This is a genomic window from Psychrobacter sp. P2G3, from assembly GCF_001593285.1.
Classification (GTDB): Bacteria; Pseudomonadota; Gammaproteobacteria; order Pseudomonadales; family Moraxellaceae; genus Psychrobacter.
Window position 1 is genome coordinate 2,358,509 of sequence record NZ_CP012529.1, and the last position, 21,861, is coordinate 2,380,369.

Below are 21,861 nucleotides of genomic sequence, written 5' to 3' on the forward strand. Positions count from 1 at the left end.
CTCGTTAGAGCCTTCTAAGTCTCGTTGTAAGAAGTTAAACACTTACAGCTTATTCTCCAATAGCTCAGTTGGTAGAGCAACGGACTGTTAATCCGTGTGTCCCTGGTTCGAGCCCAGGTTGGAGAGCCAAATTTTAGTAGTAAACTACTTTGAATTATTATTAATTCAATTATGGCATTTGCCAAAACCCTCGTCGATTTGATGAGGGTTTTTTTATGGGTGCTATATGCGCAACTCTACGATTAACCTTAGATAGTTAGCCCTAAATAATTTGACTAGAAAAAACTTAATCAAAAACAATCGCAGCTTGGCTATTACTCAAGTTTTCACCTGCATTAACCATCTTATCTGTCTTTGCTTAAATCAAACTCTTACTTCCAACCAAAATAGCTTGAAAAAACGACAAATAATGGTCAAATATGCAGCACAATTAGCACTAAACATCGTTAAATCAAAAATTATCATCAATAACTGATGATTAGTGATTTATTTGGTTGACAGGCTACAGCTACTTGGCTAAAATGTGCCCCACATAACGCAAACGAGCTTAGTGCTTGCTATGTCAGACACGTTCAGCAGGTTTGCCGTTATCACAGCTTATTCCCCAATAGCTCAGTTGGTAGAGCAACGGACTGTTAATCCGTGTGTCCCTGGTTCGAGCCCAGGTTGGGGAGCCATATATTGAAAAGCCTTCATCTACTATTGATGAAGGCTTTTTTATGGTTATTGTTTTTGCCTCTGTAGTGTTCTTTGCAGTGGTTTTGTTGTATGGTAAGTAGTATTGATAACTGTTGATCTATAACGGCTATCTAAAATATTTATAAGTAACTACTGTGAGCGTCAATTGCAGATGAATAGCTACTATTATTCTTGTTCTTTGTTTTTAGTCACTAAAAGTAATGGTTTATTATGATACCTGTACGCATAAAAAATAAGTTCTCTGATCATCCGCAAAAAATCATGCGCCCGATCAGTATTCGCCTCTCTGAGGAGATGATTGAGCTGCTAGAGGCAACTTCATCGGAGCTTGGATTTAAACGCATTCAAGGGCTGATTCGCTTGTACATTCGCCAAGGGCTTGACCGTGATCATCAAGACTATACCTTAGCACATGATGAAGTTTTTATTGAGACCTTGCGTAAGCGCGGTGTCAGCCAACGTATCATTGATGAAGCAATTGTGGTCACTCACAATAATAACATCACGCATCCGTTGACTGAATTACAAAATAACGACTAGATCTGGCCTACGTACTGGATTAGTTATTAGTTATTGGTACTAATGTTCTAAGAGATAGATAAAAAAAGCTAGCAGCTAGGTTGCTTAAACGCACTTATCTGCTAGCTTTTTTATGGTTGTATTTTGCGTACCTTATTTTCAACAACCTACTTTATTATTTACCTTACTACTTTTCGCAACTATTCTTTATCCCTAGTCTATCTCTACTCTATTGTTAATCGTATAAATCCTTCTTTTTTATTATATAAAGCTTCTCTTTCTATCATATAAAACTTTAATGTTAAGCATAATTTAACATAACAGCCAACGATGACTCATAATACTACTCATCAAAATACGGTATATTGCAATTGAAGTGAGTTGCAGTAAGGCCGATTCAATCCTAATAGGCAAAATAGATTTAACCCTGCCACTATATAATAATTAGAGAGTCTATTAGAAAACAACAAGGAGGTAGATGATGGTAAATTTTTTGAAGAAACGATTGGTAGCGAGCACGCACGCTTTGGCACATCGCTCTAATACCTCGCATAAAATTCGTGCTCAATACTCTTACCAGCGTATGAGCACAACTGCATTGCTTGTCTTGTGCCTAGGAGCATTACCTTTAGTAAGTGGCTGCTCAAAGCCGCAGACTGATCCCAGTAAGCAGACCATACCAACTAACTCTGATCAATGGCAGACAAAGCTAGGAGATACCTTTGAGCAGCTACCTGAGGGTGATAGACAGCTGCTTAGCCGCTACATGCTACGAATGAAGCTTAGCGGTGCCTACGAGTCTGGAGCGATGCCACGCATAACGATTAAGCAAGCGCTAGTACAACAACGCGAGTACGAGCGCCTGCATCCTAACAATCCAACTGGTAAAAAAAGCCCTGTTGTTATAAATCAACAGAAAGGCGCTATTCATGCCTTAACTTATCCTGTCGCCCTACTACCAGTCAAGACCAGCGATAGCGATAGCTTAAATCAGGTGAAGCTACAGTTTATGCTGTCTAATCATGGCACAGTGGCTATTAAGAGCTTTCAAGGAACACTGCTAATGAAAGACGCAAAGCTGACAAAAGGCAAAAAATTTAATGTGCCGTTAACGCAGTTCAAATCGCCAATCGAGCCGGAGCAATCTGGCAAAATAATCATTGAGAGTAGTATTGAGGATATCAATGTCATGCGTGCGATTAGAAATGCACAAGATGTGACAATAGAAATTAGTGAAGGTACGCTAACTCTGACGGATGGACAGAATATTAAGTTTGTAAACGCGCTTGCGAAGTAGACTGTTTAATTCATATTAAGGCTAATTAAATGTTTTACTGCTAGATATATTGTAAGTTATTTGGCTTATAATTCTATAAAAAATAGCCATAAAAAAGCCCCAATCAGTTATTGATTGGGGCTTTTTGAATTTGGCGGAGACGGAGAGATTCGAACTCTCGAAGGGCTATGAACCCTTGTCGGTTTTCAAGACCGGTGCATTCAACCGCTCTGCCACGTCTCCATTTGTGCATCATTATAGCGATATGAAATGAGAATGCAAGCGCATATTTCAAAAAACTTGAATTATTTTACCGCTGGACGTTTTTTACTTATTTCTTGCTTACTAGAAGCTAGGTGCAAACACATATCAAGAAGCCTATTCGCATAGCCCCACTCATTATCATACCAAGCAAAAACCTTATATTGATTACCTATTTGCATAAGCTGCTGACCATCAATGATGAGTGACTCAGGCTGATGAATAAAGTCACTTGATACTAGAGGTTCATCGGTATAGGCCATAATATCGAGCAAATGCGCTTGGCTGGCAGATTTAAGCACTTCTCGCATGTTATCCACGCTAACATCTGGCGCATTAAATACAAAGGTCACATCAATCGCTGCAACATCAATGGTTGGTACTCGAATAGAATGACCATTAATCTTCCCTACCATTGCTGGCAACACGCGTTCCGTGGCTGCGATACTACTAGAAGTCGTAGGAATAATATTATAGCCAGAAGCACGCGCTCGTCTTGGGTCTCGGTGAGCCTGATCAAGTACTGTCTGATCAGCGGTGACCGAATGTATCTCTGTCATCATCGCCGACTCTACACCAAATGCTTTATCAAGCGTATCAATCAGCGGTACTAATGCCTGCGTAGTACAAGAGACGCTAGAAATAATCGGTAGCTTGCACGTTAGCGACTCAGTATTTACGCCCATGACAATACAAGCGTCGACATCATCAAAGGGCGCAGCTCCAATAATAACTTGTTGTGCCCCAGCTTCGATATGCAAATGTGCTTGCTCATAAGAGCGAAAATGTCCCGTACACTCTAAGACCACATCGATTCCAAGCGTCTGCCATGGTAGCTGCTTAGGATCTGGCTCTGAGAGCATGCGTATACAGTAAGTATGATTGTTTTTAGTTAAGCATAGCTGAGTTTCACTATATTCGTCGGCCAAGCCTTCTACTATGTCCGCACTAACGCCAAGACGGCTCAATCGACCATGAGTGCTATCAAACTTTAATAGGTGCAATAAAATATCGGGGGATGCCAAGTCATTAATAGCCACTACATGAATCGCTCGTCCAAGCACCTCAAAACGCTCTAGCAGTGCGCGCAGTACATTACGCCCTATACGTCCAAAACCATTAATAGCGACTCTTAGTGGCTGCGTGTGCTCACTGGTAGCATGAAACACCGCTGCTACTGCAGGATCTGACGTGAGTCGATAGTTGGCACTAGAAAAATCAGGCATAACAAGGTATCGCTATAAAAGTAGGGGATAATATAGGGAGCAAGATTGCAAGCCTACGGTGTAATAAAAATCAGCGCCAAACGAATAGTATTGTAATCAACACTTTGTTTAAGACTCTCGTAAATAGGCTTGATTTTCACACTACCATTATCGTTAAAATCATTCGGATTATTGGCGACTTTAATCGCCACATAGGCATTACCTACTGCCATCATTACTTCGTCATCAGGACGCAGATGATCACAGGCAAGGCTTGGGTCTTGGCGTTTGAGATCACTAATGTGGCGCATAATCGTTGACTGCGCAAGCTCACGCGTCTGTGCTATATCAGCGATAGATAAGCTTTCTTCTAAGAGCAGCCGCGTCGCTAACAAGGTGCTTTCCGATTTATCAGAGACTTGATTGCCCAGTTTTTGTTTCTTATCTTGCTGCGCCTGTACCTGTTCGCGGCGTTTCTTTTGTAGACTTGTATACGCGTCAATGACTGACTGACTCAGTGTACCGCCTGCTTTCAAAACAAACTTTTCATGCGCCTGCTTCATGCTTTCTTCATCAAGCATTGCATAGTTGGCATCAGCTTCATCGGACAGCACCAAAAAGCGTTTGTCGGCCCCGCGTGCCAGTGGATCAAGTTGCAAGCTCATATCATTCATACCCAGCAGCTGCAAACCCGCCAGCGACTTAAGCCGTGATAACGCCACATAACCTTGTCCCAGCTCAAAAGTACGTGACAAGTCAATTTCCGCAGCATCAAGGGTCATGCCTTGCGACTTATGAATGGTAATCGCCCAAGCTAAGCATAATGGTACTTGCAAATAACTTGCTAGCACGTCTCCAGTCTCATCTTCGATTATCCACTCTTCAGGCTCAGCGATGACTTCACGTCCTGAATTAAGCCTAACCACTGGCATTTTCTGCGTCGTTAGCTTTTTAGCTTTGGGCTTCTCTTTATCTTTGCTTTTGTTTTTGGCAGTATCTGTATCACTGTCCGTACTGCCGTCTTCTTCAATTAAAGGGTCACTATTGTCTTTGCTGTCATCGACCTTTACTGCCGCAAAGCCTATCAACTCACCCATCGTGCCATTAGAGACGCCAAGCTCGGTATTGTTTTTGATAAACATCACTTTTGCGCCAACTTTGAGAATGAGCTCATCTTGAGTACGCACCGTCTTTTTGAGTGTCTCAACCAGTTTACTATCGCCAGTCACCGTGGACTCAAAACGCATCATCTCGCCATCTAACGCTGCCAGTTCTTTGTCATTGATTTTATTGACGTTGAGATTGTGCGTGTACAGACGTGTACGCTTGATATCGACGTTTTGATCAAAGGTAGCTTCTAACGCAGCAATCGCTTCAAAAGTGACTTCTTGGCGACGGATTTGGTTAAGAATATCGTCTAAATCAAGCCCGCCATTAGCTGCCTCGCTCACTTGCCGATGTTGCTCAGACAGATAGCAAATATGAAACTTGGCATCAAGCCAAGCCTCCGACATAAAAGCGAACTTCTCACGGTTACTCTCGCCCTTACTGCCAATTGGCGGTAGCTGAAAAAAGTCTCCAGCGACAACGACCTGAATACCACCAAATGCCTTGTCATTTTTGCGCACATGCTTAAGCACTTGGCTGACCAAATTGATCTGCTTGGCATGCAACATCGATATCTCATCAATAATTAGAACAGCAGTGTCTTTCAACCTGTCCGCTAAAAATTGTTTGCGTGATAAATTGGTTAAATCACGATCAGTTAGCTCATCTTTAATACCGATGCCCGACCAGCTATGAATAGTTGTGCCGTTCATGTGTGTGGCCGCGATACCGGTACTTGCAGTGACAGCGACTGGCACACGGCGCGCACGCAAATAATTGATATATTGATTGAGAGTATAAGTCTTACCTGAACCTGCTGAGCCTGTCAAAAATACATTTTGACCTGTTTTTAAGATATCAAGAGCAGAAGATTGACGCATATATCCAAACCAATTAAGTTAATAGTAATAAGAAAAAAGTAGAAGAGAACAAAGTCGCCCTCTATGCATTGATAGTCGAAGCAGTTAAAAATTGGTACAAGGCAATTCAGCGCAAATAGTACATTGGATAAATCAAGCAAGATGAGCGCCTTAAAATTGTACAAATGCTTTGACTGTAGCAGCTTAGAGTATTTGGCAACAATTATAACAGCTGCATCAGCTTTGCGAACTACTTTAACTCAATCATCTTATATAACTTAAAGTTATGCGATGCGAAATATATCATTATAAAAAGTCATTATAACTCTGTGTCAAAGCTCAGTACGATAGGGTGAGTAGTTAATCAGGAAGATTGGCTATTAAACACGTAAGCATATATTTTTTATAGCATTTTATAAAACAATAAATAAACTTTCATGTGATCTATCTCAAATAATACAACAAGGAGTCGTTAATGTTATACGCCTATCCCAATACTGAAAACAGTCCCGTCCAATTCCGCAAAAAATATGACAACTTTATCAACGGTGAGTGGGTTGCACCAGCTGATGGTGAATACTTTGATAATACAAGTCCTATCGATGGTAAGTCTATCTGCCAAGTCGCACGCTCAAAAGAAGCGGATGTCGAAGCTGCGCTAGATGCCGCTCATGCCGCCAAAGATGCGTGGGGCAAAAGCAGTGTTACTGAACGCTCTAATATGTTGCTCAAACTTGCCGACGGTATCGAGGCCAATTTAGAGGCAATCGCTATCGCCGAGAGCTATGAAAACGGTAAACCTGTACGTGAAACCCTCGCCGCTGATATTCCAATCGCCATCGACCATTTGCGTTACTTTGCTGGCGTTATCCGCGCACAAGAAGGCGGCATCAGCCAAATTGATGAAGATACAGTCGCTTATCATTTTCATGAACCACTTGGCGTCGTGGGTCAAATCATTCCTTGGAACTTCCCTATTCTAATGGCAATCTGGAAAATTGCCCCTGCTCTTGCAGCGGGTAACTGTGTCGTCCTCAAGCCAGCCGAGCAAACCCCTGCTTCTGTTTTATATATGCTTGACTTAATAGGCGCAGCGGACATTCTGCCTAAAGGCGTACTGAATGTCATTAACGGCTTTGGTGTTGAAGCTGGTAAACCAATCGCTTCTAACCCACGTATTGATAAAGTGTCCTTTACTGGTGAGACCACCACTGGTCGCCTCATTATGCAATATGCCAGTGAAAATATCATTCCGGTGACTCTAGAGCTGGGTGGAAAAAGTCCAAACATCTTCTTTGCCGATATCATGGATGAAGATGATGACTTCTTAGACAAGGCAGTTGAAGGTTTGGTCATGTTTGCGCTAAACCAAGGCGAAGTCTGTACTTGCCCATCACGCGCCCTCGTGCACGAAAGCATCTATGATGAATTTATGAAGCGTTGTATCGCGCGCGTTAAAGCCATCAAAATGGGCAATCCACTCGATACTGATACTATGATCGGTGCTCAAGCCAGCTCAGATCAGTTAGAAAAAATCCTATCTTATCTCGATATTGGTAAAAAAGAAGGCGCGAAAGTCCTTGTCGGTGGTGAACTCGCCAAACATGATGGTGAAATGGCAAACGGTTATTATGTACAACCAACCATCTTTGAAGGCACCAATGATATGCGCGTGTTCCAAGAAGAAATCTTTGGTCCTGTGCTTGCCGTTACTACCTTTAAAGACGATGAAGAAGCGATGGCGCTCGCCAATGATACCTTATACGGTCTTGGTGCTGGCGTATGGACGCGTAACGGCACTCGCGCTTATCGTTTCGGTCGTGGCATTAAAGCCGGTCGCGTTTGGACGAATTGTTATCACCTCTATCCTGCGCATTCAGCGTTTGGCGGTTATAAGCAGTCTGGTATCGGCCGTGAAAACCATCTAATGATGCTAGATCATTATCAACAAACCAAAAACATGCTGGTATCTTATAGTCCTAAAGCGATGGGCTTCTTTTAAATCTACCTCTCAAAGCACTTTATGGCAAAAACCGTAAAGTGCGAACTTAATGCTCGCTGAGTATTTTAAAGTAAAGAACGATGATAAGGAGTTGCAACGTGAGTAATAAAATGAAAGCTGCTGTTTTACATGAGTTCGGACAACCTTTACAAATTGAAGAAGTGGACATTCCGACCCCCGGTGCTGGTCAAATCGTTGTCAAAATGCAAGCATCAGGTGTCTGTCATACCGATTTGCATGCGGTTGAAGGAGATTGGCCAGTCAAACCTAGCCCACCATTTATCCCCGGACACGAAGGCGTAGGCCTTATAACCGCCGTTGGCGAAAACGTACATCATGTCAAAGAAGGCGACCGAGTCGGTGTGCCTTGGCTTTACTCTGCCTGTGGTCACTGTACCCATTGTTTGGGCGGCTGGGAGACTTTATGTCTACGTCAAAAAAACTCTGGCTACTCAGTAAACGGCAGTTTTGCAGAATATGTTCTAGCAGATGCCAACTATGTGGGCATCATTCCTGAGGGCGTTGACTCTGTTGAGATTGCACCAGTTTTATGTGCAGGTGTCACGGTGTATAAAGGTCTTAAAATGACCGACACCAAGCCAGGCGATTGGGTTGTCATTTCAGGTATCGGCGGACTTGGTCACATGGCGGTACAGTACGCCATTGCCATGGGCTTGAATGTTGCCGCTGTGGATATTGATGATGAGAAGCTTGAGTTTGCCAAAAAACTGGGTGCGACCGTCACTGTTAATGCCAAAAACACCGACCCTGGTGAGTATCTACAAAAAGAGATCGGTGGCGCTCATGGAGTGCTCGTGACTGCCGTATCCTCTAAGGCATTTGATCAAGCCTTAACTATGTTACGACGCGGTGGTACTTTGGTTTGTAATGGTCTGCCTACTGGTGATTTTCCTGTATCTATCTTTGACACAGTTCTGAACGGTATTACTATTCGCGGTTCAATCGTGGGTACACGTCTTGACTTGCAAGAATCGCTAGAGATGGCAGCAGAAGGCAAGGTGAAAGCAACCGTTGCCGCTGAGCCGCTTGAGAATATCAATGACATTCTTGAACGTATGCGCCAAGGTAAAATCGAGGGTCGCATTGTGATTGACTACTCCATGTAGCCATTTCAATTTTTTGAGACATTTTGATGTTTTTGAAACTGTCTCAGTGATTGGCACTTTTCGTCATAAACAACAGGTCGTATCCCTTCAACCATGCATTACTAGCAATTTGAGTTGAAGGGATACGACCTTTTTATTCTCAGATGTCAGTTATTAATAATTTTTTAATAATGAGTTATTTACAGTATAAGTTAGCAGTACCCTTAGTCTATTCATAGCCTTTATGTAGGGGAATAACATGACAAGCACGCCTAACGATCAAAAGAGCGCGGTCTCTGGCAGCACTCAAGCTGAAAAAGATTATTTCGCCAAACGTCAACTTAAAGAAGGCGCGGTTGGTTGGGTTTTATTAATAGGTCTTGGCGTCGCCTATGTCATCTCTGGAGACTTTGCTGGTTGGAACTTTGGCCTAGCACAAGGTGGTTGGGGCGGTATGTTCGTCGCCTTGATAGCCGTAGCTCTCATGTATCTATGTATGTGTTTATCAATGTCAGAGATGTCCACCATGTTGCCTACAGCAGGCGGCGGATATAGTTTCGCCCGTACCGCTTTTGGTCCTTTGGGAGGGTATTTAACTGGTACTGCGATTTTGATTGAATATGCTATCGCACCAGCCGCTATCGCAGTGTTCATTGGCTCATACTGCGAGTCATTGTTCGGTATCGGGGGCTGGATCGTATATTTAACATGTTATATCGTCTTTATAGCTATTCACTTAAAAGGCGCAGGCGAAGCATTAAAGATTATGTTTGGCATTACCGCTGTTGCCTGTATTGCCCTGGTCGTATTTATTGTGTCGATGTTTCCGCATTTTGATAGTAAAAATTTATTTGATATTGCCGTCGGTACACAAGCGGGAGCAAGTCCGTTTCTACCCTTTGGGTATATCGGGATTTGGGCTGCCGTTCCTTATGCAATTTGGTTCTTTTTAGCGGTTGAAGGTGTTCCTCTAGCGGCTGAAGAAGCTAAAGATCCTGCTAAGTCATTGCCGCGTGGATTAATCGGTTCTATGCTAATTTTAGCGTCATTCGCGCTGCTTATTTTATTCTTAGGACCAGGTGCTGCGGGTGCAGATACCTTAAAAGATTCAGGGGCGCCTTTGGTTGATGCCCTAATTGCCGTATACGGTGAAAATACGTGGTTGGCAAGTTTTGTAAACTTCGTTGGTCTCGCAGGTCTTATCGCCAGCTTCTTTTCCATCATTTATGCCTACTCTCGGCAGATTTTCGCCTTATCGCGTGCGGGTTATTTACCCAAAAAACTATCGCTAACTAATAGCAATAAAGCGCCTTATTTGGCTCTAATTGTCCCTGGGATTATAGGTTTTTTGTTATCGCTTACTGGCGAAGGAGATCTTCTTATTCTTATGGCGGTATTCGGTGCGACTATCTCATATGTATTGATGATGGCCTCGCATATTAAGCTGCGTTTATCTCGTCCTGACCTGCCACGCCCTTATAAGACACCGGGCGGTATCATGACTTCAGGTATAGCGCTTGTGCTTGCTTCTCTTGCCGTAATCGCAGGACTGATGGTAGATCCTAAAGTTTGGTTTATGGCAGCGGGGATTTATGTCGTATTTATTCTCTACTTTGTCATATTTAGCCGTCATCACTTAGTGAGTGGTACGCCAGAAGAAGAGTTCGCTGAAATTAGAGCCGCGTCAGATGATTTGAGCTAATGATGTTTATAGAGCTTATATTTTATAGCCTATAAAATTGATAGATAGAAGGTGAACAAAATGGCTTATCAACATACTGTAGGACAGAAAACCTACCAATTTGAGAGTTTAAAGGTGTTACTTGCTAAAGCATCACCACGACGATCGGGTGATGAGTTGGCTGGGGTTGCAGCCTCTGATGCCACTGAACGCGTAGCCGCGCAAATGGCTTTAGCGGATTGTTTATTAATCGACTTTTTGGATGATATTACTATCCCCTATGAAGACGATGAAGTAACTCGGCTGATTATGGCACAACATGATAAACAAGCCTTCGCTAAAATATCTAGCTTTACCGTTGGTGATTTAAGAAACTGGCTATTAGGAGAATCTGCTACAAGGGATGAAATAGCCCAATTAAAATATGCCTTTACCCCAGAGATGGTAGCTGCCGTTAGCAAAATAATGCGCGTACAAGACCTAATTTTAGTAGCAAAGAAATGCCAAGTCGTTACTAAGTTTCGTAACACTATCGGTCTTGATGGTTGCTTATCTACGCGCTTACAGCCCAATCACCCTACTGATGACATGCTGGGCATTTCTGCCAGTATTATCGATGGCTTAATGTATGGCAATGGGGATGCTGTGATTGGCATCAATCCCGCCACTGACAATCTACAAAATTTATCAGAATTACTAAAGCTGCTAGACCATGTGATATCTGAATATCAAATTCCCACTCAATCTTGTGTATTAACTCACATAACCTCCGCTATCCAATTGATTGAGAAAAAAGTACCCGTTGACTTAGTCTTTCAGTCAATTACCGGCAGCGAAAAAGCCAATACTAGCTTTGGTATAGATTTAGCGCTATTGAGAGAAGGCTATGAAGCGGGGCTCAGCCTAAATCGTGGTACGGTCGGGCAAAATGTTATGTACTTTGAAACTGGACAAGGCAGCGCGCTGTCAAGCAATGCACACTTCGATGTCGATCAACAAACGCTTGAAGCAAGAGCTTATGCAGTGGCTAGAGAATTTAACCCACTGTTAGTAAATACGGTCGTTGGATTTATTGGCCCTGAATATCTGTTTGATGGCAAACAAATCATTCGCGCCGGCTTAGAAGATCATTTCTGTGGCAAGCTACTTGGCGTACCTATGGGCTGTGATATTTGCTATACCAATCACGCCGATGCCGATCAAGATGATATGGATACCTTATTGACCTTGCTTGCGACCGCTGGAATCAACTTTATTATGGGTATTCCAGGCTCCGATGATGTCATGCTCAATTATCAAACCACCTCATTCCATGATGCACTCTACGTTAGGCAGCTGCTTGGACTGACCCCTGCCCCTGAGTTTGCGCATTGGCTCAGTGAAAACGGCATTTATACTCAAACGCAAAACAGTATCCAATGGTCAGATAAACCATCCTCTCTACTTTCTGGAATTATGTGAGAATGATAAAACTAGATTTATGAGATATAGCAGTTGTGAACTATGGCTCTAAACTATAAAGGAGGAGCACATGCCTACTAATGATTCGCAAATTCAGCAGTCAAACGTTAACAATGACAAGCTACCAGTTAATGGCAGTCTCTCTGGATCTGATGATTCTAAAACTGGCGAATTTAAAGCTAGCAAATCCGACGCTGCTAAGCAAAATGAATTGGTTCATCTAGATCCTTGGCAGAAACTAAAAGAATATACAGATTCTAGAATCGCTTTAGGACGAGTTGGCTGTAGTATTCCTACCAAAGCTTTATTAAAGTTTCAGCTTGATCACGCTGAAGCCAAAGATGCGGTATTACAAGATTTGGATATCGAACGCTTGGTTGATGATTTGTCTACACAATGCCATCTTATTTTTAAAGATATGGACACAGAGGCTGCGACAGAAAATTTAGAAAAAAGTGACGAACAATCTCTAGAGCAATCAGATGAGGTTTGGGAGCTATTCAAAGTGATGAGTCAGGCAGAAAACAAATCTGACTATCTTAAACGTCCAGATTGGGGAAGGCTATTAAACAGTGACTCCTCTGAAAAACTAGAGCACTTTTTAGAACAATCTGGTACAGATAAATCTTATGATGTCATCATCGTGATGGGAGATGGTCTATCGGCACGAGCGCTAGAAGAAAATGGGCCCAAGCTTGTAGCAGAGCTTATTCCGTTATTCAAAGAGCAAGGCTGGAGCATCGCGCCCTTGGTCATTGCTACTGGCAGCCGTGTGGCTTTAGGCGATAAAGTTGCTGAACGTCTCAATGCCAAAATGCTGGTAATGCTTATTGGTGAGCGGCCCGGTCTTAGCTCCCCTGACAGTTTAGGTATTTATTACACTTGGGACGCGCATGCTGAAAGCCATGATGCCATGCGCAACTGTATCTCTAATGTGCGAGCCGCTGGACTGCCTGTCAAAATGGCAGCAAATCGACTATTAGCGCTAATGAAAAAATCTTGTGAACTTAAATTATCTGGTGTTGATTTAAAAGATGAGCAAGAGCTACCAACCCTAGATCAAAGTCAGCCAGCGATAAAACTGCTATAAAATAAATTGCATAAATTATTGTCATGACAAGGAGTCCGACATGAAACTTGAAGCTACAGAATCCTGTAAAGAATTAATCGAACTATTAAAATCTAAGCACGGTGACCTGATGTTCCATCAATCTGGCGGCTGCTGCGATGGCAGCTCACCGATGTGTTATCCGTTAGGTGAATTTAAAGTTGGCGGTCAAGATGTGTTGATCGGTGAGCTGGCTGGCTGTCCATTTTATATGGGTAAAGCACAATATAAACTATGGCAGCATACCGATCTAACTATCGATGTGGTAGACGGTCGCGGTGCGAGTTTTTCACTTGAGATACCAGAGGGCAAACGCTTTATCGTGCGCTCAGAAATATGTGAAGTATAGGCAAATCACTTTAAAAGACAAATATCACAGCTCAAAATAACAGACATATTCCATCTCGAAAATCTATTTTGTTAACTTGATTCATCAAACCTTCCTTTCCTTAAAGGCGTATTGACCAATCGATACGCCTTAGTCATTTTTATTTATTTATTCTGATAAAATAATAGTTATTGTAATGGACGACCAATGTTTAATTGGCATGGATGCTACAAGGAATAAGAAATGGAATTTGATACAAAGTTTGATTACGTCATCGTTGGTGGCGGTTCAGCGGGCTGCGTACTTGCCAGCCGACTTACGGAAAACCCAGACATTAGTGTTTGCTTGTTAGAGTATGGCGGTGATGGCAAAGACCTTACTATTCGCGTACCTGCTGGGCTTATTCTTCTTGTCCCTGGCAAACCGCTCAAGTTAAACAACTGGTGCTTTCATACCACCCCTCAAACTCATTTAAATAACCGTCGCGGCTTTCAACCTCGCGGACAGTGTTTGGGTGGCTCATCCGCTATTAATGCTATGATTTATACGCGCGGCAGTGCTCTAGATTATGAGCGCTGGGTAGAACAAGGTTGTACTGGATGGGGATTCGATGATGTCTTGCCTTATTTTATCAAGGCCGAAAATAACGTCCATGGTGGCGATGATCTACATGGCGATAACGGGCCGCTCCATGTCAGCGACTTACTCAGCCCACGTGATATCTCAAAAGCATTTGTAGAAGCAGGTGTTGCCAATGGACTGGCTCACAATCAAGACTTCAACGGAACAAAACAAGACGGCGTAGGCCTGTACCAAGTCACTCATTTTCATGGTGAAAAACAAGGTCAACGCTGCTCTGCCGCTGCCGCTTATCTACACCCAGTCGAAAGTCGGCCTAACCTTACTATTGTTACTCACGCTCAAGCCAACCGTGTCTTAATCGAAGATAATCAAGCGGTGGGCATCGTCTACGAAAAAGATAGTGTTGAACATACCGTTATGGCTCGTCATGAAGTCATTTTATCAGGTGGCGCTTTTGGCTCACCTAAAGTACTCATGCTATCGGGTATTGGTCCAGCCGAGCATTTGCAAGCGCATGGTATTGATGTTGTAGTAGATTCACCAGAAGTAGGCGGCAACTTACAAGATCATTTGGATGTGGTGTTTGACTACGAGGTCAATACCACCGATGTATTTGGAGTCGGCATGGCTGGTGGTAGAAACTTCTTCAAAGCTCTTTCACAATGGAGAAAGGATGGCACAGGTCTGCTGTCCACCAATTATGCTGAAGCTGGTGCTTTTTTTAGTGTTGGCGATGACCCGCAAGAATGGCCAAATACTCAGCTACACTTTGTGATATCTCGAGTAGTCAATCACGGCCGCGATATCAAACGTGGCTACGCTATCTCATGTCATGCTTGCTACCTGCGTCCTGAAAGTCGCGGTACTGTCCGCCTTGATTCTGCCAATCCCTCTGATCCAGTGTTGATTGATCCAAACTATCTCTCTCATCCCAAAGATATTGAGTACATGGTTACAGGAGCAGAACGTACCCGAGCAATCATGCAAGAAGCACCAATCGCCAAATATATCACCGAAGACTACCCTGCTCCTTATCTCGAAAAAGACGGCATGCTTGGCTATATTAAAAATAGATCTGATACCATCTATCATCCTGTTGGTACCTGCCGAATGGGCTCAGATGACAGCTCCGTAGTGGATTTGGAATTGAAGGTGCGCGGTGTAAGCGGATTACGGGTAATCGATGCGTCAATCATGCCAACTTTAATCAGCGGCAATACCAATGCGCCAACTATTATGATCGCTGAGAAGTTAGCCGATATGATTAAAGACAAACATGATCATGTCAAATCAGTTTCATCCTAAATCACCGAAATTTAATGGCTGAAAGTTAAAGGCTATATCACTAGCTCTGATATGTATCATATTACGAAGAGAGTAGTTAAATAGCTCTCTTCATTCAGTCACTTCCACTTAATTAACAACGTTAAGACGTGATATTTTTGTTGAATTTAGTTTACAGATATCTTGCGTTGTAGCCATTTAACAGAGTATATTCAAACGACTTATTTATATTTGTATTTTTTGCAGACTTGATTCAGAGTGGGTAAAACATAACTACTGTTCTGCATTGCATATTAAAAATACTATATTAATAAATACTTTAAAGGGAATTAAGAGCTTGCCAATTGTGTTCATGGTTCGAACACGGATCTGTATATTTATTGGCAATGACTTATCGTTTACATAGGATGTAACAATGCAAAAATCACTCTTCAAACTTACGATGTTGGCTACGGTTGTCTTGAGTATAAGCGCTTGTAGCGGCGACAACAAAACCACTGATGATTCTGCTGCCAGCTCAGACGCCAAAGCGGCTAAAACATTACTTTACTGCTCAGAAGGCAGCCCCGCTGGTTTCGATCCAGCACAGTACACTTCTGGTACTGACTTTGATGCCAGCGCCTACCCCATCTATAACGGCTTAGTAGAATTTAAAAGAGCGGGTACTGAGATTCAACCAGGGCTGGCTGAAAGCTGGGATATTAGCGAAGATGGTAAGACCTATACCTTTAATCTACGTAAAGGGGTCAAATTTGGTAAAACAGACTACTTTACCCCAACCCGCGACTTTAACGCTGATGACGTCGTCTTTACGCTAGAACGTATCACCAACCCAGACTTTGAATTTAATAAAGCTTATCCTGCTGAGTTCCCATATTCGGTCGGCATGGGATTGCCTGATATCATCTCTGATATCGAAAAGGTCGACGACTATACGGTAAAAATCACCCTCAGCGAAACCAACGCGCCGTTTTTACAGAACCTAGCAATGGCCTTTGCTTACATCAATTCTGCTGAGTACGCAGATCAGCTAATGGCTGCGGATAATGCGGCTGATATTAATACCAAACCAGTTGGTACCGGACCTTTCGTCTTTACCTCCTATCAAAAAGACGCGCAAATTCGTTATACCAAAAACCCAGACTATTGGAACAAAGACGATATTCATATCGACAATCTAGTGTTTGTCATCACCAAAGACTCAGCAGTTCGCGCCCAAAAAGTTCAAGCCGGCGAATGCCATGTGTCAGCCTATCCAAAACCTGCCGAAATTGATTCTGTCAAAAAATCTGGTAAAGCCACAGTCCTTGATCAGCCTGGCTTCAACGTAGGCTATGTGGGCTACAACGTAGAAAAACCAAAGCTTAGCGACCTGAAAGTGCGCCAAGCTTTAGATATGGCCATCAACAAAGACGCTATTATTAACGCGGTTTATCAGAGCGAAGGGCTTAAAGCGACCAATCCTATGCCGCCAACACAGTGGGGTTATGACGAGTCGCTTAAAGACGCTCCTTATGACGTTGAAAAAGCAAAAGCGCTTATGAAAGAAGCCGGTGCTGACAATCTTGAAATCGACCTATGGTATATGCCTGTTCAACGGCCGTATAACCCTAATGCCAAGCTAATGGCAGAAATGCTGCAAGCAGATTGGGCAAAGATTGGCGTCGATACCAAGCTTGTCACTTATGAATGGGGCGAGTACCTGAATCGCGCTGCTAAAGGTGAGCACGATGTTATTCTAGCTGGTTGGACCGGTGACAATGGGGACCCAGATAACTGGCTTGGTACCCTATTATCTTGTGATGCTGTCGGTGGTAACAACTACTCGCGCTGGTGTAATAAGGACTTTGACAGTTTAGTGACCAATGCCCGTCAAATTACCAATCAAGATGATCGCGTCAGTGATTATGTACAAGCTCAGCAGATATTCAAAGAGCAACTGCCTTGGACAACGATGGCACATTCGGTGGTAACCGTATTCACGGCACCAAACGTTGTCGATTATAAAATTAGTCCACTAGGTTCAATACGCTTTGATGGTGTGAAGGTTGAATAACCTTGGCTAATTAAGTCCGGTACGACATGCACTGTTATTTAATTTGTATTCGGCTGGATCAGACTCTCTGCTCCAGCCGTATTTGTATGAGTTAAGCGCTTTGCTAAACACATTGCCAAACATATTGTCACGGACAGTCTCAGCACTGCTAATACGCTAATCATCGATCTATAACTATTGACCCTCAACTATTGAGCAGCCCATGCTACTGTATATTCTGCGTCGAATTGCTATTCTAATTCCCGTCTATCTTGGCCTAACGCTATCGACCTTTACCCTAATTCGTCTCGTACCTGGAGATGCCGTCGAGATTATGATGGGTGAGCGTATGGTCGATCCAGAGCTACATGCCCGTGCACTAGAAAGACTTGGATTAGACAAACCACTCATCGTCCAATATTGGGATTATTTGACCGGTATCTTGACCGGTGATTTTGGACAATCCTTTCGTACACGTACCCCAGTACTACAAGACTTCTTTGCCCATTTTGTACCAACCTTAGAGCTGGCGGTATGCGCCATTGTCATTGCCAGTGTCATTGGTGTTAGCTTAGGTATCTTTGCTGCGCTGCGACGTGGTACTTGGATTGATTACACCTTAATGTCAGGGGCGCTGGCAGGATACTCTATGCCCATATATCTATTGGGACCTATCCTAACCGGTATATTCGCCCACTATTTAGGCCTGTTACCAGTCGCTGGAGTGATATCTGTCGCGCAATTTTTAGATGTTAAGCCCTTATACGGCTCGTGGTTATTGGGTTCTCTGACGTCAGGAGAACCTGGCGCATTTTGGGATGTGGTAAAGCACTTTATCTTACCTTCTATTGCCTTATCGACTATTCCATTAGCGATGATTGCACGCATGACACGCTCTGCAATGCTTGAGGTGTTAGACGAGGACTATGTGCGTACGGCACGAGCCAAAGGCTTATCGCCGCGCCGAGTGATATTAGTACACGTTATGCGCAATGCTTTAATCACAGTAGTCACTGTTGTTGGTTTGCAGATGGCGACCTTGCTTGCTGGCGCTATTATCACTGAGACTATCTTTAGTTGGCCAGGCGTTGGTAATTGGCTACTCGATGGGTTTTTTACTCGTGATTATCCTATTGTGCAAAACGGTATTTTACTGGTAGCCACTGCCTTGATTTTGGTTAGTTTATTTATCGATATTTTGTATGGTCTTATCAATCCACGTATTCGACATACTTCTTAATTTAACATTGATAAATAATCATATTACAAATAGTGACGACTAGCGCTTGCATGGTTTAGAGAAATTTTTAGCAAATTCTTAGTACTTTTTTAGGAATGAGCCTCTAAACACTGTCGAAGCGCTAGCCACTACAGGAATTGCTCATGAAGCCTTCTGTTCTCCCCTCTGATATCAATCTGGCAGCCACGCCACCCTCGTCTTGGCAGCTATTTTTATCGACGTTCTGCCGAAATAAAGGCGCCGTACTTGGTTTTATTGTACTGGCATTGATGGTCATTATTGCCATACTTGCGCCCGCCATTGCGCCTCATGACCCTTATGAATTATTCACCGGCCAAGAGCAATTGCCACCAGCATTTCTGAGTGGTGGCGATACTATGTTTTGGCTTGGTACTGATGATGCAGGTCGAGATACTTTGTCTCGGGTAATGTATGGCGCGCGTTACTCATTGTTTATTGGTCTAAGCGCCACTACCCTTGCTATGTTGGCCGGTGTTTCATTAGGACTTAGCGCCGCGTTTTGGCCAAAGGTTTGGGGCAAGGCTGTCATGCTGGTCAATGATATTTTGATGTCCTATCCTAGCTTGCTATTGGCTATCATTATCGCGGCTATCTTAGGCCCTTCTATGACCAATACGATTATTACCATAGCCTTGGTCTGTACACCGCCTTTTATTCGCCTGACACGTGCCACCGCAATGGTAGAGCTACAACGTGAGTATTTTGTTGCCTCACAAGTGATGGGTGCTGGCGTATTCCGCTTATTGTTCGTAACCATTTTACCTAACTGTATGGCCCCGCTCATCGTACAAGCGACGATGATTTTCTCTTCTGCCATTTTAGAAGCAGGCGCGATTGGTTTCCTAGGCTTTGGTGTACAACCGCCAGATGCTGAATGGGGCGCGATGTTAGGTACGGCGCGTCAATATATTCAGAGTAATGTTTGGCTAGCTATTTGGCCGGGTGTCGCTATTTTCTTAGCTGCATTATCAATTAACCTAACTGGTGATGGCCTACGCGATGCTCTAGATCCTAAATTGAAGCAGGTAACCTAATGACTGAAATTTTAAATAATGCTTCTGTAGTAAATTCAGCGCGTCAATCGGTAAATAACACGCCGTTATTATTAGATATCAAAAATCTCTCGGTAACCTTTGGTGAAGGGGCGCGTGCTTTTCGCGCAGTAGATGATGTGTCGTTAACGATTAGGCAAGGCGAAGTTGTGGCAGTCGTCGGTGAATCTGGTTCAGGAAAGTCCGTCACTATGATGGCCTTAATGGGACTGTTGCCGCCCTCTGCAACGGTTCGTGCTAAGCGAGTGATGTTTGATAATAAAGACATGCTGAGTATGCGAGCTAAAGAAAAACGCGGCATTATAGGCAAAGATATCTCGATGATTTTTCAAAATGCGATGTCTTGTCTAAATCCAAGTTTTACAGTTGAGATGCAACTGGGTGAAGTACTACGCAAGCATCTTGGTCTGCGCGGTTCAGCAGTCCAAACGCGTATCTTAGAGCTATTAGAATTGGTTGAGATGCCCGACGCCAAAAACCGACTTAAGGTCTATCCGCATCAGCTGTCAGGCGGTATGAGCCAGCGGGTCATGATTGCGATGGCGATTGCTTGTGAGCCCAAATTACTTATCGCTGATGAACCAACCACCGCTCTTGATGTCACGGTGCAAGCGCAAATCATGGACTTGCTCAGCCGACTACAACGCGAAAAACAAATGGCAATGGTGCTTATCACCCATGACTTAGGTTTAGTCGCGCAGAATTCACGCGATGTCGTCGTCATGTATGCTGGACAAGTGGTTGAAACCAGTACCGTACCAGAGATTTTCCAAAACCCTGCGCACCCTTATACCGAGGCATTGCTACAAGCAATCCCCGAACTGGCTATTGGTCAAGATAGGCTCAATAGCTTACCGGGTGTCGTACCAAGTCAATATGATCGCCCGAGCGGTTGCTTATTGTCTCCGCGTTGTCCGTATAAAGAGCCAGCTTGTGAAGTACCACCGCCCATTTTAGAGACGCCTAATGGCAACGTGCGTTGCATTCACTCAGACCTGCCAAACTTACCTTCTCGCCCTTCTATCGCTAACACTGCTACTGTGGAATCCCAGTTATGAGTAATAAAGTGGTCTTAAAAGCAGTGGATCTACACAAGCATTACCCAGTATCACAAGGTTTGGGCAAACCTAAAGCTTATGTTAAGGCCTTAAACGGTATCTCGTTTGAGCTTGAAGCTGGCAAGACGCTTGCGGTCGTTGGTGAATCAGGCTGCGGTAAATCGACTCTCGCCCGCCAGCTGACACTGATTGAACAGCCTACTGACGGTGAGTTATTTATTAACGATGAAGCGACGACTGGCTATAGCCGAAAAGCATTAAAAGATTTGCGTACCGAGATTCAGATGGTATTCCAAAACCCTTATGGCAGTTTAAACCCGCGCCATACTATTGGTTATCAATTGACTGAACCCTTAGATATTCATACCAAGCTATCAAAAGAAGAAAAGCGTAGCAAAATTAATGAGATGATGAGACATGTTGGTCTGCGTCCCGAACATGCTGGCCGTTATCCGCATATGTTTTCAGGTGGACAGCGTCAAAGAATTGCTCTTGCCCGCGCTATGATGCTCAATCCAAAGATTGTGGTTGCTGATGAACCTACCTCCGCGCTCGATGTCTCGATTCAAGCGCAAGTATTGAATTTATTTATGGATTTACAGGACGAATACCATACCGCTTACGTCTTTATCTCTCATAACTTATCAGTGGTACGCCATGTCGCTGATGATGTAATGGTGATGTACTTAGGTCAGGCGGTCGAACACGGGCCTAAAGAAGCCATTTATAATGCCCCAAAACATCCTTACACCATCGCCTTATTGGCAGCGGCACCGACTGTGACTGGCCATAAAAATGACTTGACCTTACATGGTGAGCTGCCAAGTCCACTTAACCCACCAAGTGGCTGCGCGCTGCATAAACGCTGTCCTTATGCCAAGCCTAAGTGTAGCGAAATAGAGCCCAAGCTGCGAGAATGGGAAGGTCGATTGGTCTCTTGTCTGCGTCTGGAAGAGATTTATGGGTAAAGTAGCTA

General features: G+C 43.6%; 16 protein-coding genes and 3 tRNA genes. 16 read left to right on the forward strand and 3 right to left on the reverse strand.

All coding sequences use genetic code 11. The annotated features are described in order from the left end of the window. Window positions 1-53: 53 nt before the first annotated feature. From AK823_RS09520 to AK823_RS09535, 4 genes are all read left to right on the forward strand, one after another. Window positions 54-129, forward strand: a tRNA-Asn gene (locus AK823_RS09520). A gap of 472 nt (window positions 130-601) precedes the next feature. Then, window positions 602-677 (forward strand) — tRNA-Asn (locus AK823_RS09525). A gap of 232 nt (window positions 678-909) precedes the next feature. Then, window positions 910-1,239, forward strand: coding sequence for a CopG family transcriptional regulator (locus AK823_RS09530; RefSeq protein ID WP_068036744.1), 330 nt, complete (start codon window positions 910-912; stop codon window positions 1,237-1,239). A 457-nt stretch (window positions 1,240-1,696) separates the two neighbouring features. After that, window positions 1,697-2,515 (forward strand): hypothetical protein, encoded by an 819-nt coding sequence (locus AK823_RS09535; protein WP_227514049.1) that lies wholly within the window; start codon window positions 1,697-1,699, stop codon window positions 2,513-2,515. A 131-nt stretch (window positions 2,516-2,646) separates the two neighbouring features. On the opposite strand, the gene AK823_RS09540 is transcribed toward AK823_RS09535, so the two are convergent. The 3 genes from AK823_RS09540 to AK823_RS09550 form a co-directional block, all read right to left on the reverse strand. Further along, window positions 2,647-2,737: transfer RNA gene (locus AK823_RS09540), tRNA-Ser, on the reverse strand. Window positions 2,738-2,799: 62 nt separating this feature from the next. Next, entirely contained in the window at window positions 2,800-3,981 is a 1,182-nt protein-coding gene (locus AK823_RS09545; RefSeq protein ID WP_068328590.1) for a type I glyceraldehyde-3-phosphate dehydrogenase, read from the reverse strand. Window positions 3,982-4,034: 53 nt separating this feature from the next. Further along, window positions 4,035-5,948 carry an AAA family ATPase gene (locus AK823_RS09550; protein WP_068328593.1) on the reverse strand — a complete coding sequence of 638 codons (1,914 nt, stop codon included), beginning with the start codon at window positions 5,946-5,948 and terminating at the stop codon, window positions 4,035-4,037. A 454-nt stretch (window positions 5,949-6,402) separates the two neighbouring features. Between AK823_RS09550 and AK823_RS09555 the strand changes: the two genes are divergently transcribed. The 12 genes from AK823_RS09555 to AK823_RS09610 all read left to right on the forward strand — a co-directional run bounded on the left by AK823_RS09555 (window position 6,403) and on the right by AK823_RS09610 (window position 21,853). After that, on the forward strand, window positions 6,403-7,929 hold the full coding sequence (locus tag AK823_RS09555) for an aldehyde dehydrogenase family protein (protein ID WP_068328596.1): 1,527 nt from the start codon (window positions 6,403-6,405) through the stop codon (window positions 7,927-7,929). Window positions 7,930-8,027: 98 nt separating this feature from the next. Then, the gene (adhP, locus tag AK823_RS09560) at window positions 8,028-9,056 is read left to right on the forward strand and encodes an alcohol dehydrogenase AdhP (RefSeq protein ID WP_203226470.1); all 1,029 of its coding nucleotides are present in this window, start codon (window positions 8,028-8,030) and stop codon (window positions 9,054-9,056) included. Between the two features lie 238 nt (window positions 9,057-9,294). Continuing rightward, window positions 9,295-10,737 carry an ethanolamine permease gene (eat, locus tag AK823_RS09565; protein WP_068036760.1) on the forward strand — a complete coding sequence of 481 codons (1,443 nt, stop codon included), beginning with the start codon at window positions 9,295-9,297 and terminating at the stop codon, window positions 10,735-10,737. Between the two features lie 60 nt (window positions 10,738-10,797). Continuing rightward, the gene (locus AK823_RS09570; protein ID WP_068328600.1) at window positions 10,798-12,177 is read left to right on the forward strand and encodes an ethanolamine ammonia-lyase subunit EutB; all 1,380 of its coding nucleotides are present in this window, start codon (window positions 10,798-10,800) and stop codon (window positions 12,175-12,177) included. Window positions 12,178-12,247: 70 nt separating this feature from the next. Beyond that, window positions 12,248-13,267, forward strand: a complete 1,020-nt coding sequence (gene eutC / locus AK823_RS09575; protein WP_082785694.1) for an ethanolamine ammonia-lyase subunit EutC — start codon at window positions 12,248-12,250, stop codon at window positions 13,265-13,267. A gap of 40 nt (window positions 13,268-13,307) precedes the next feature. After that, on the forward strand, window positions 13,308-13,634 hold the full coding sequence (locus AK823_RS09580; RefSeq protein WP_068036766.1) for a DUF779 domain-containing protein: 327 nt from the start codon (window positions 13,308-13,310) through the stop codon (window positions 13,632-13,634). Window positions 13,635-13,856: 222 nt separating this feature from the next. Then, window positions 13,857-15,500, forward strand: a complete 1,644-nt coding sequence (locus AK823_RS09585) for a GMC family oxidoreductase N-terminal domain-containing protein (RefSeq protein WP_068328602.1) — start codon at window positions 13,857-13,859, stop codon at window positions 15,498-15,500. A 394-nt stretch (window positions 15,501-15,894) separates the two neighbouring features. Then, window positions 15,895-17,535 carry an ABC transporter substrate-binding protein gene (locus AK823_RS09590; RefSeq protein ID WP_068328605.1) on the forward strand — a complete coding sequence of 547 codons (1,641 nt, stop codon included), beginning with the start codon at window positions 15,895-15,897 and terminating at the stop codon, window positions 17,533-17,535. A 202-nt stretch (window positions 17,536-17,737) separates the two neighbouring features. Further along, entirely contained in the window at window positions 17,738-18,754 is a 1,017-nt protein-coding gene (locus AK823_RS09595; RefSeq protein ID WP_068328608.1) for an ABC transporter permease subunit, read from the forward strand. A 143-nt stretch (window positions 18,755-18,897) separates the two neighbouring features. Continuing rightward, window positions 18,898-19,809 (forward strand): ABC transporter permease subunit, encoded by a 912-nt coding sequence (locus AK823_RS09600; protein ID WP_068328611.1) that lies wholly within the window; start codon window positions 18,898-18,900, stop codon window positions 19,807-19,809. After that, the gene (locus AK823_RS09605; RefSeq protein WP_082785695.1) at window positions 19,809-20,885 is read left to right on the forward strand and encodes an ABC transporter ATP-binding protein; all 1,077 of its coding nucleotides are present in this window, start codon (window positions 19,809-19,811) and stop codon (window positions 20,883-20,885) included. The genes AK823_RS09600 and AK823_RS09605 overlap by 1 nt, the downstream gene beginning before the upstream one ends. Then, a complete protein-coding gene (locus tag AK823_RS09610; RefSeq protein ID WP_068328614.1) occupies window positions 20,882-21,853 on the forward strand; it encodes a peptide ABC transporter ATP-binding protein in 972 nt (323 codons plus the stop codon). The genes AK823_RS09605 and AK823_RS09610 overlap by 4 nt, the downstream gene beginning before the upstream one ends. Window positions 21,854-21,861 lie beyond the last annotated feature (8 nt).

What these genes read in the sequence shown, in the direction of transcription:
- AK823_RS09555 (WP_068328596.1), top strand. Translation starts at nt 6,403, where the DNA reads ATGTTATACGCCTATCCCAATACTGAAAACAGTCCCGTCCAATTCCGC.
- AK823_RS09610 (WP_068328614.1), top strand. Translation starts at nt 20,882, where the DNA reads ATGAGTAATAAAGTGGTCTTAAAAGCAGTGGATCTACACAAGCATTAC.
- AK823_RS09545 (WP_068328590.1), bottom strand. Translation starts at nt 3,981, where the DNA reads ATGCCTGATTTTTCTAGTGCCAACTATCGACTCACGTCAGATCCTGCA.
- AK823_RS09550 (WP_068328593.1), bottom strand. Translation starts at nt 5,948, where the DNA reads ATGCGTCAATCTTCTGCTCTTGATATCTTAAAAACAGGTCAAAATGTA.
- AK823_RS09580 (WP_068036766.1), top strand. Translation starts at nt 13,308, where the DNA reads ATGAAACTTGAAGCTACAGAATCCTGTAAAGAATTAATCGAACTATTA.
- AK823_RS09570 (WP_068328600.1), top strand. Translation starts at nt 10,798, where the DNA reads ATGGCTTATCAACATACTGTAGGACAGAAAACCTACCAATTTGAGAGT.
- AK823_RS09595 (WP_068328608.1), top strand. Translation starts at nt 17,738, where the DNA reads ATGCTACTGTATATTCTGCGTCGAATTGCTATTCTAATTCCCGTCTAT.
- AK823_RS09590 (WP_068328605.1), top strand. Translation starts at nt 15,895, where the DNA reads ATGCAAAAATCACTCTTCAAACTTACGATGTTGGCTACGGTTGTCTTG.
- AK823_RS09585 (WP_068328602.1), top strand. Translation starts at nt 13,857, where the DNA reads ATGGAATTTGATACAAAGTTTGATTACGTCATCGTTGGTGGCGGTTCA.
- AK823_RS09600 (WP_068328611.1), top strand. Translation starts at nt 18,898, where the DNA reads ATGAAGCCTTCTGTTCTCCCCTCTGATATCAATCTGGCAGCCACGCCA.
- eat (WP_068036760.1), top strand. Translation starts at nt 9,295, where the DNA reads ATGACAAGCACGCCTAACGATCAAAAGAGCGCGGTCTCTGGCAGCACT.
- eutC (WP_082785694.1), top strand. Translation starts at nt 12,248, where the DNA reads ATGCCTACTAATGATTCGCAAATTCAGCAGTCAAACGTTAACAATGAC.
- AK823_RS09530 (WP_068036744.1), top strand. Translation starts at nt 910, where the DNA reads ATGATACCTGTACGCATAAAAAATAAGTTCTCTGATCATCCGCAAAAA.
- AK823_RS09605 (WP_082785695.1), top strand. Translation starts at nt 19,809, where the DNA reads ATGACTGAAATTTTAAATAATGCTTCTGTAGTAAATTCAGCGCGTCAA.
- AK823_RS09535 (WP_227514049.1), top strand. Translation starts at nt 1,697, where the DNA reads ATGATGGTAAATTTTTTGAAGAAACGATTGGTAGCGAGCACGCACGCT.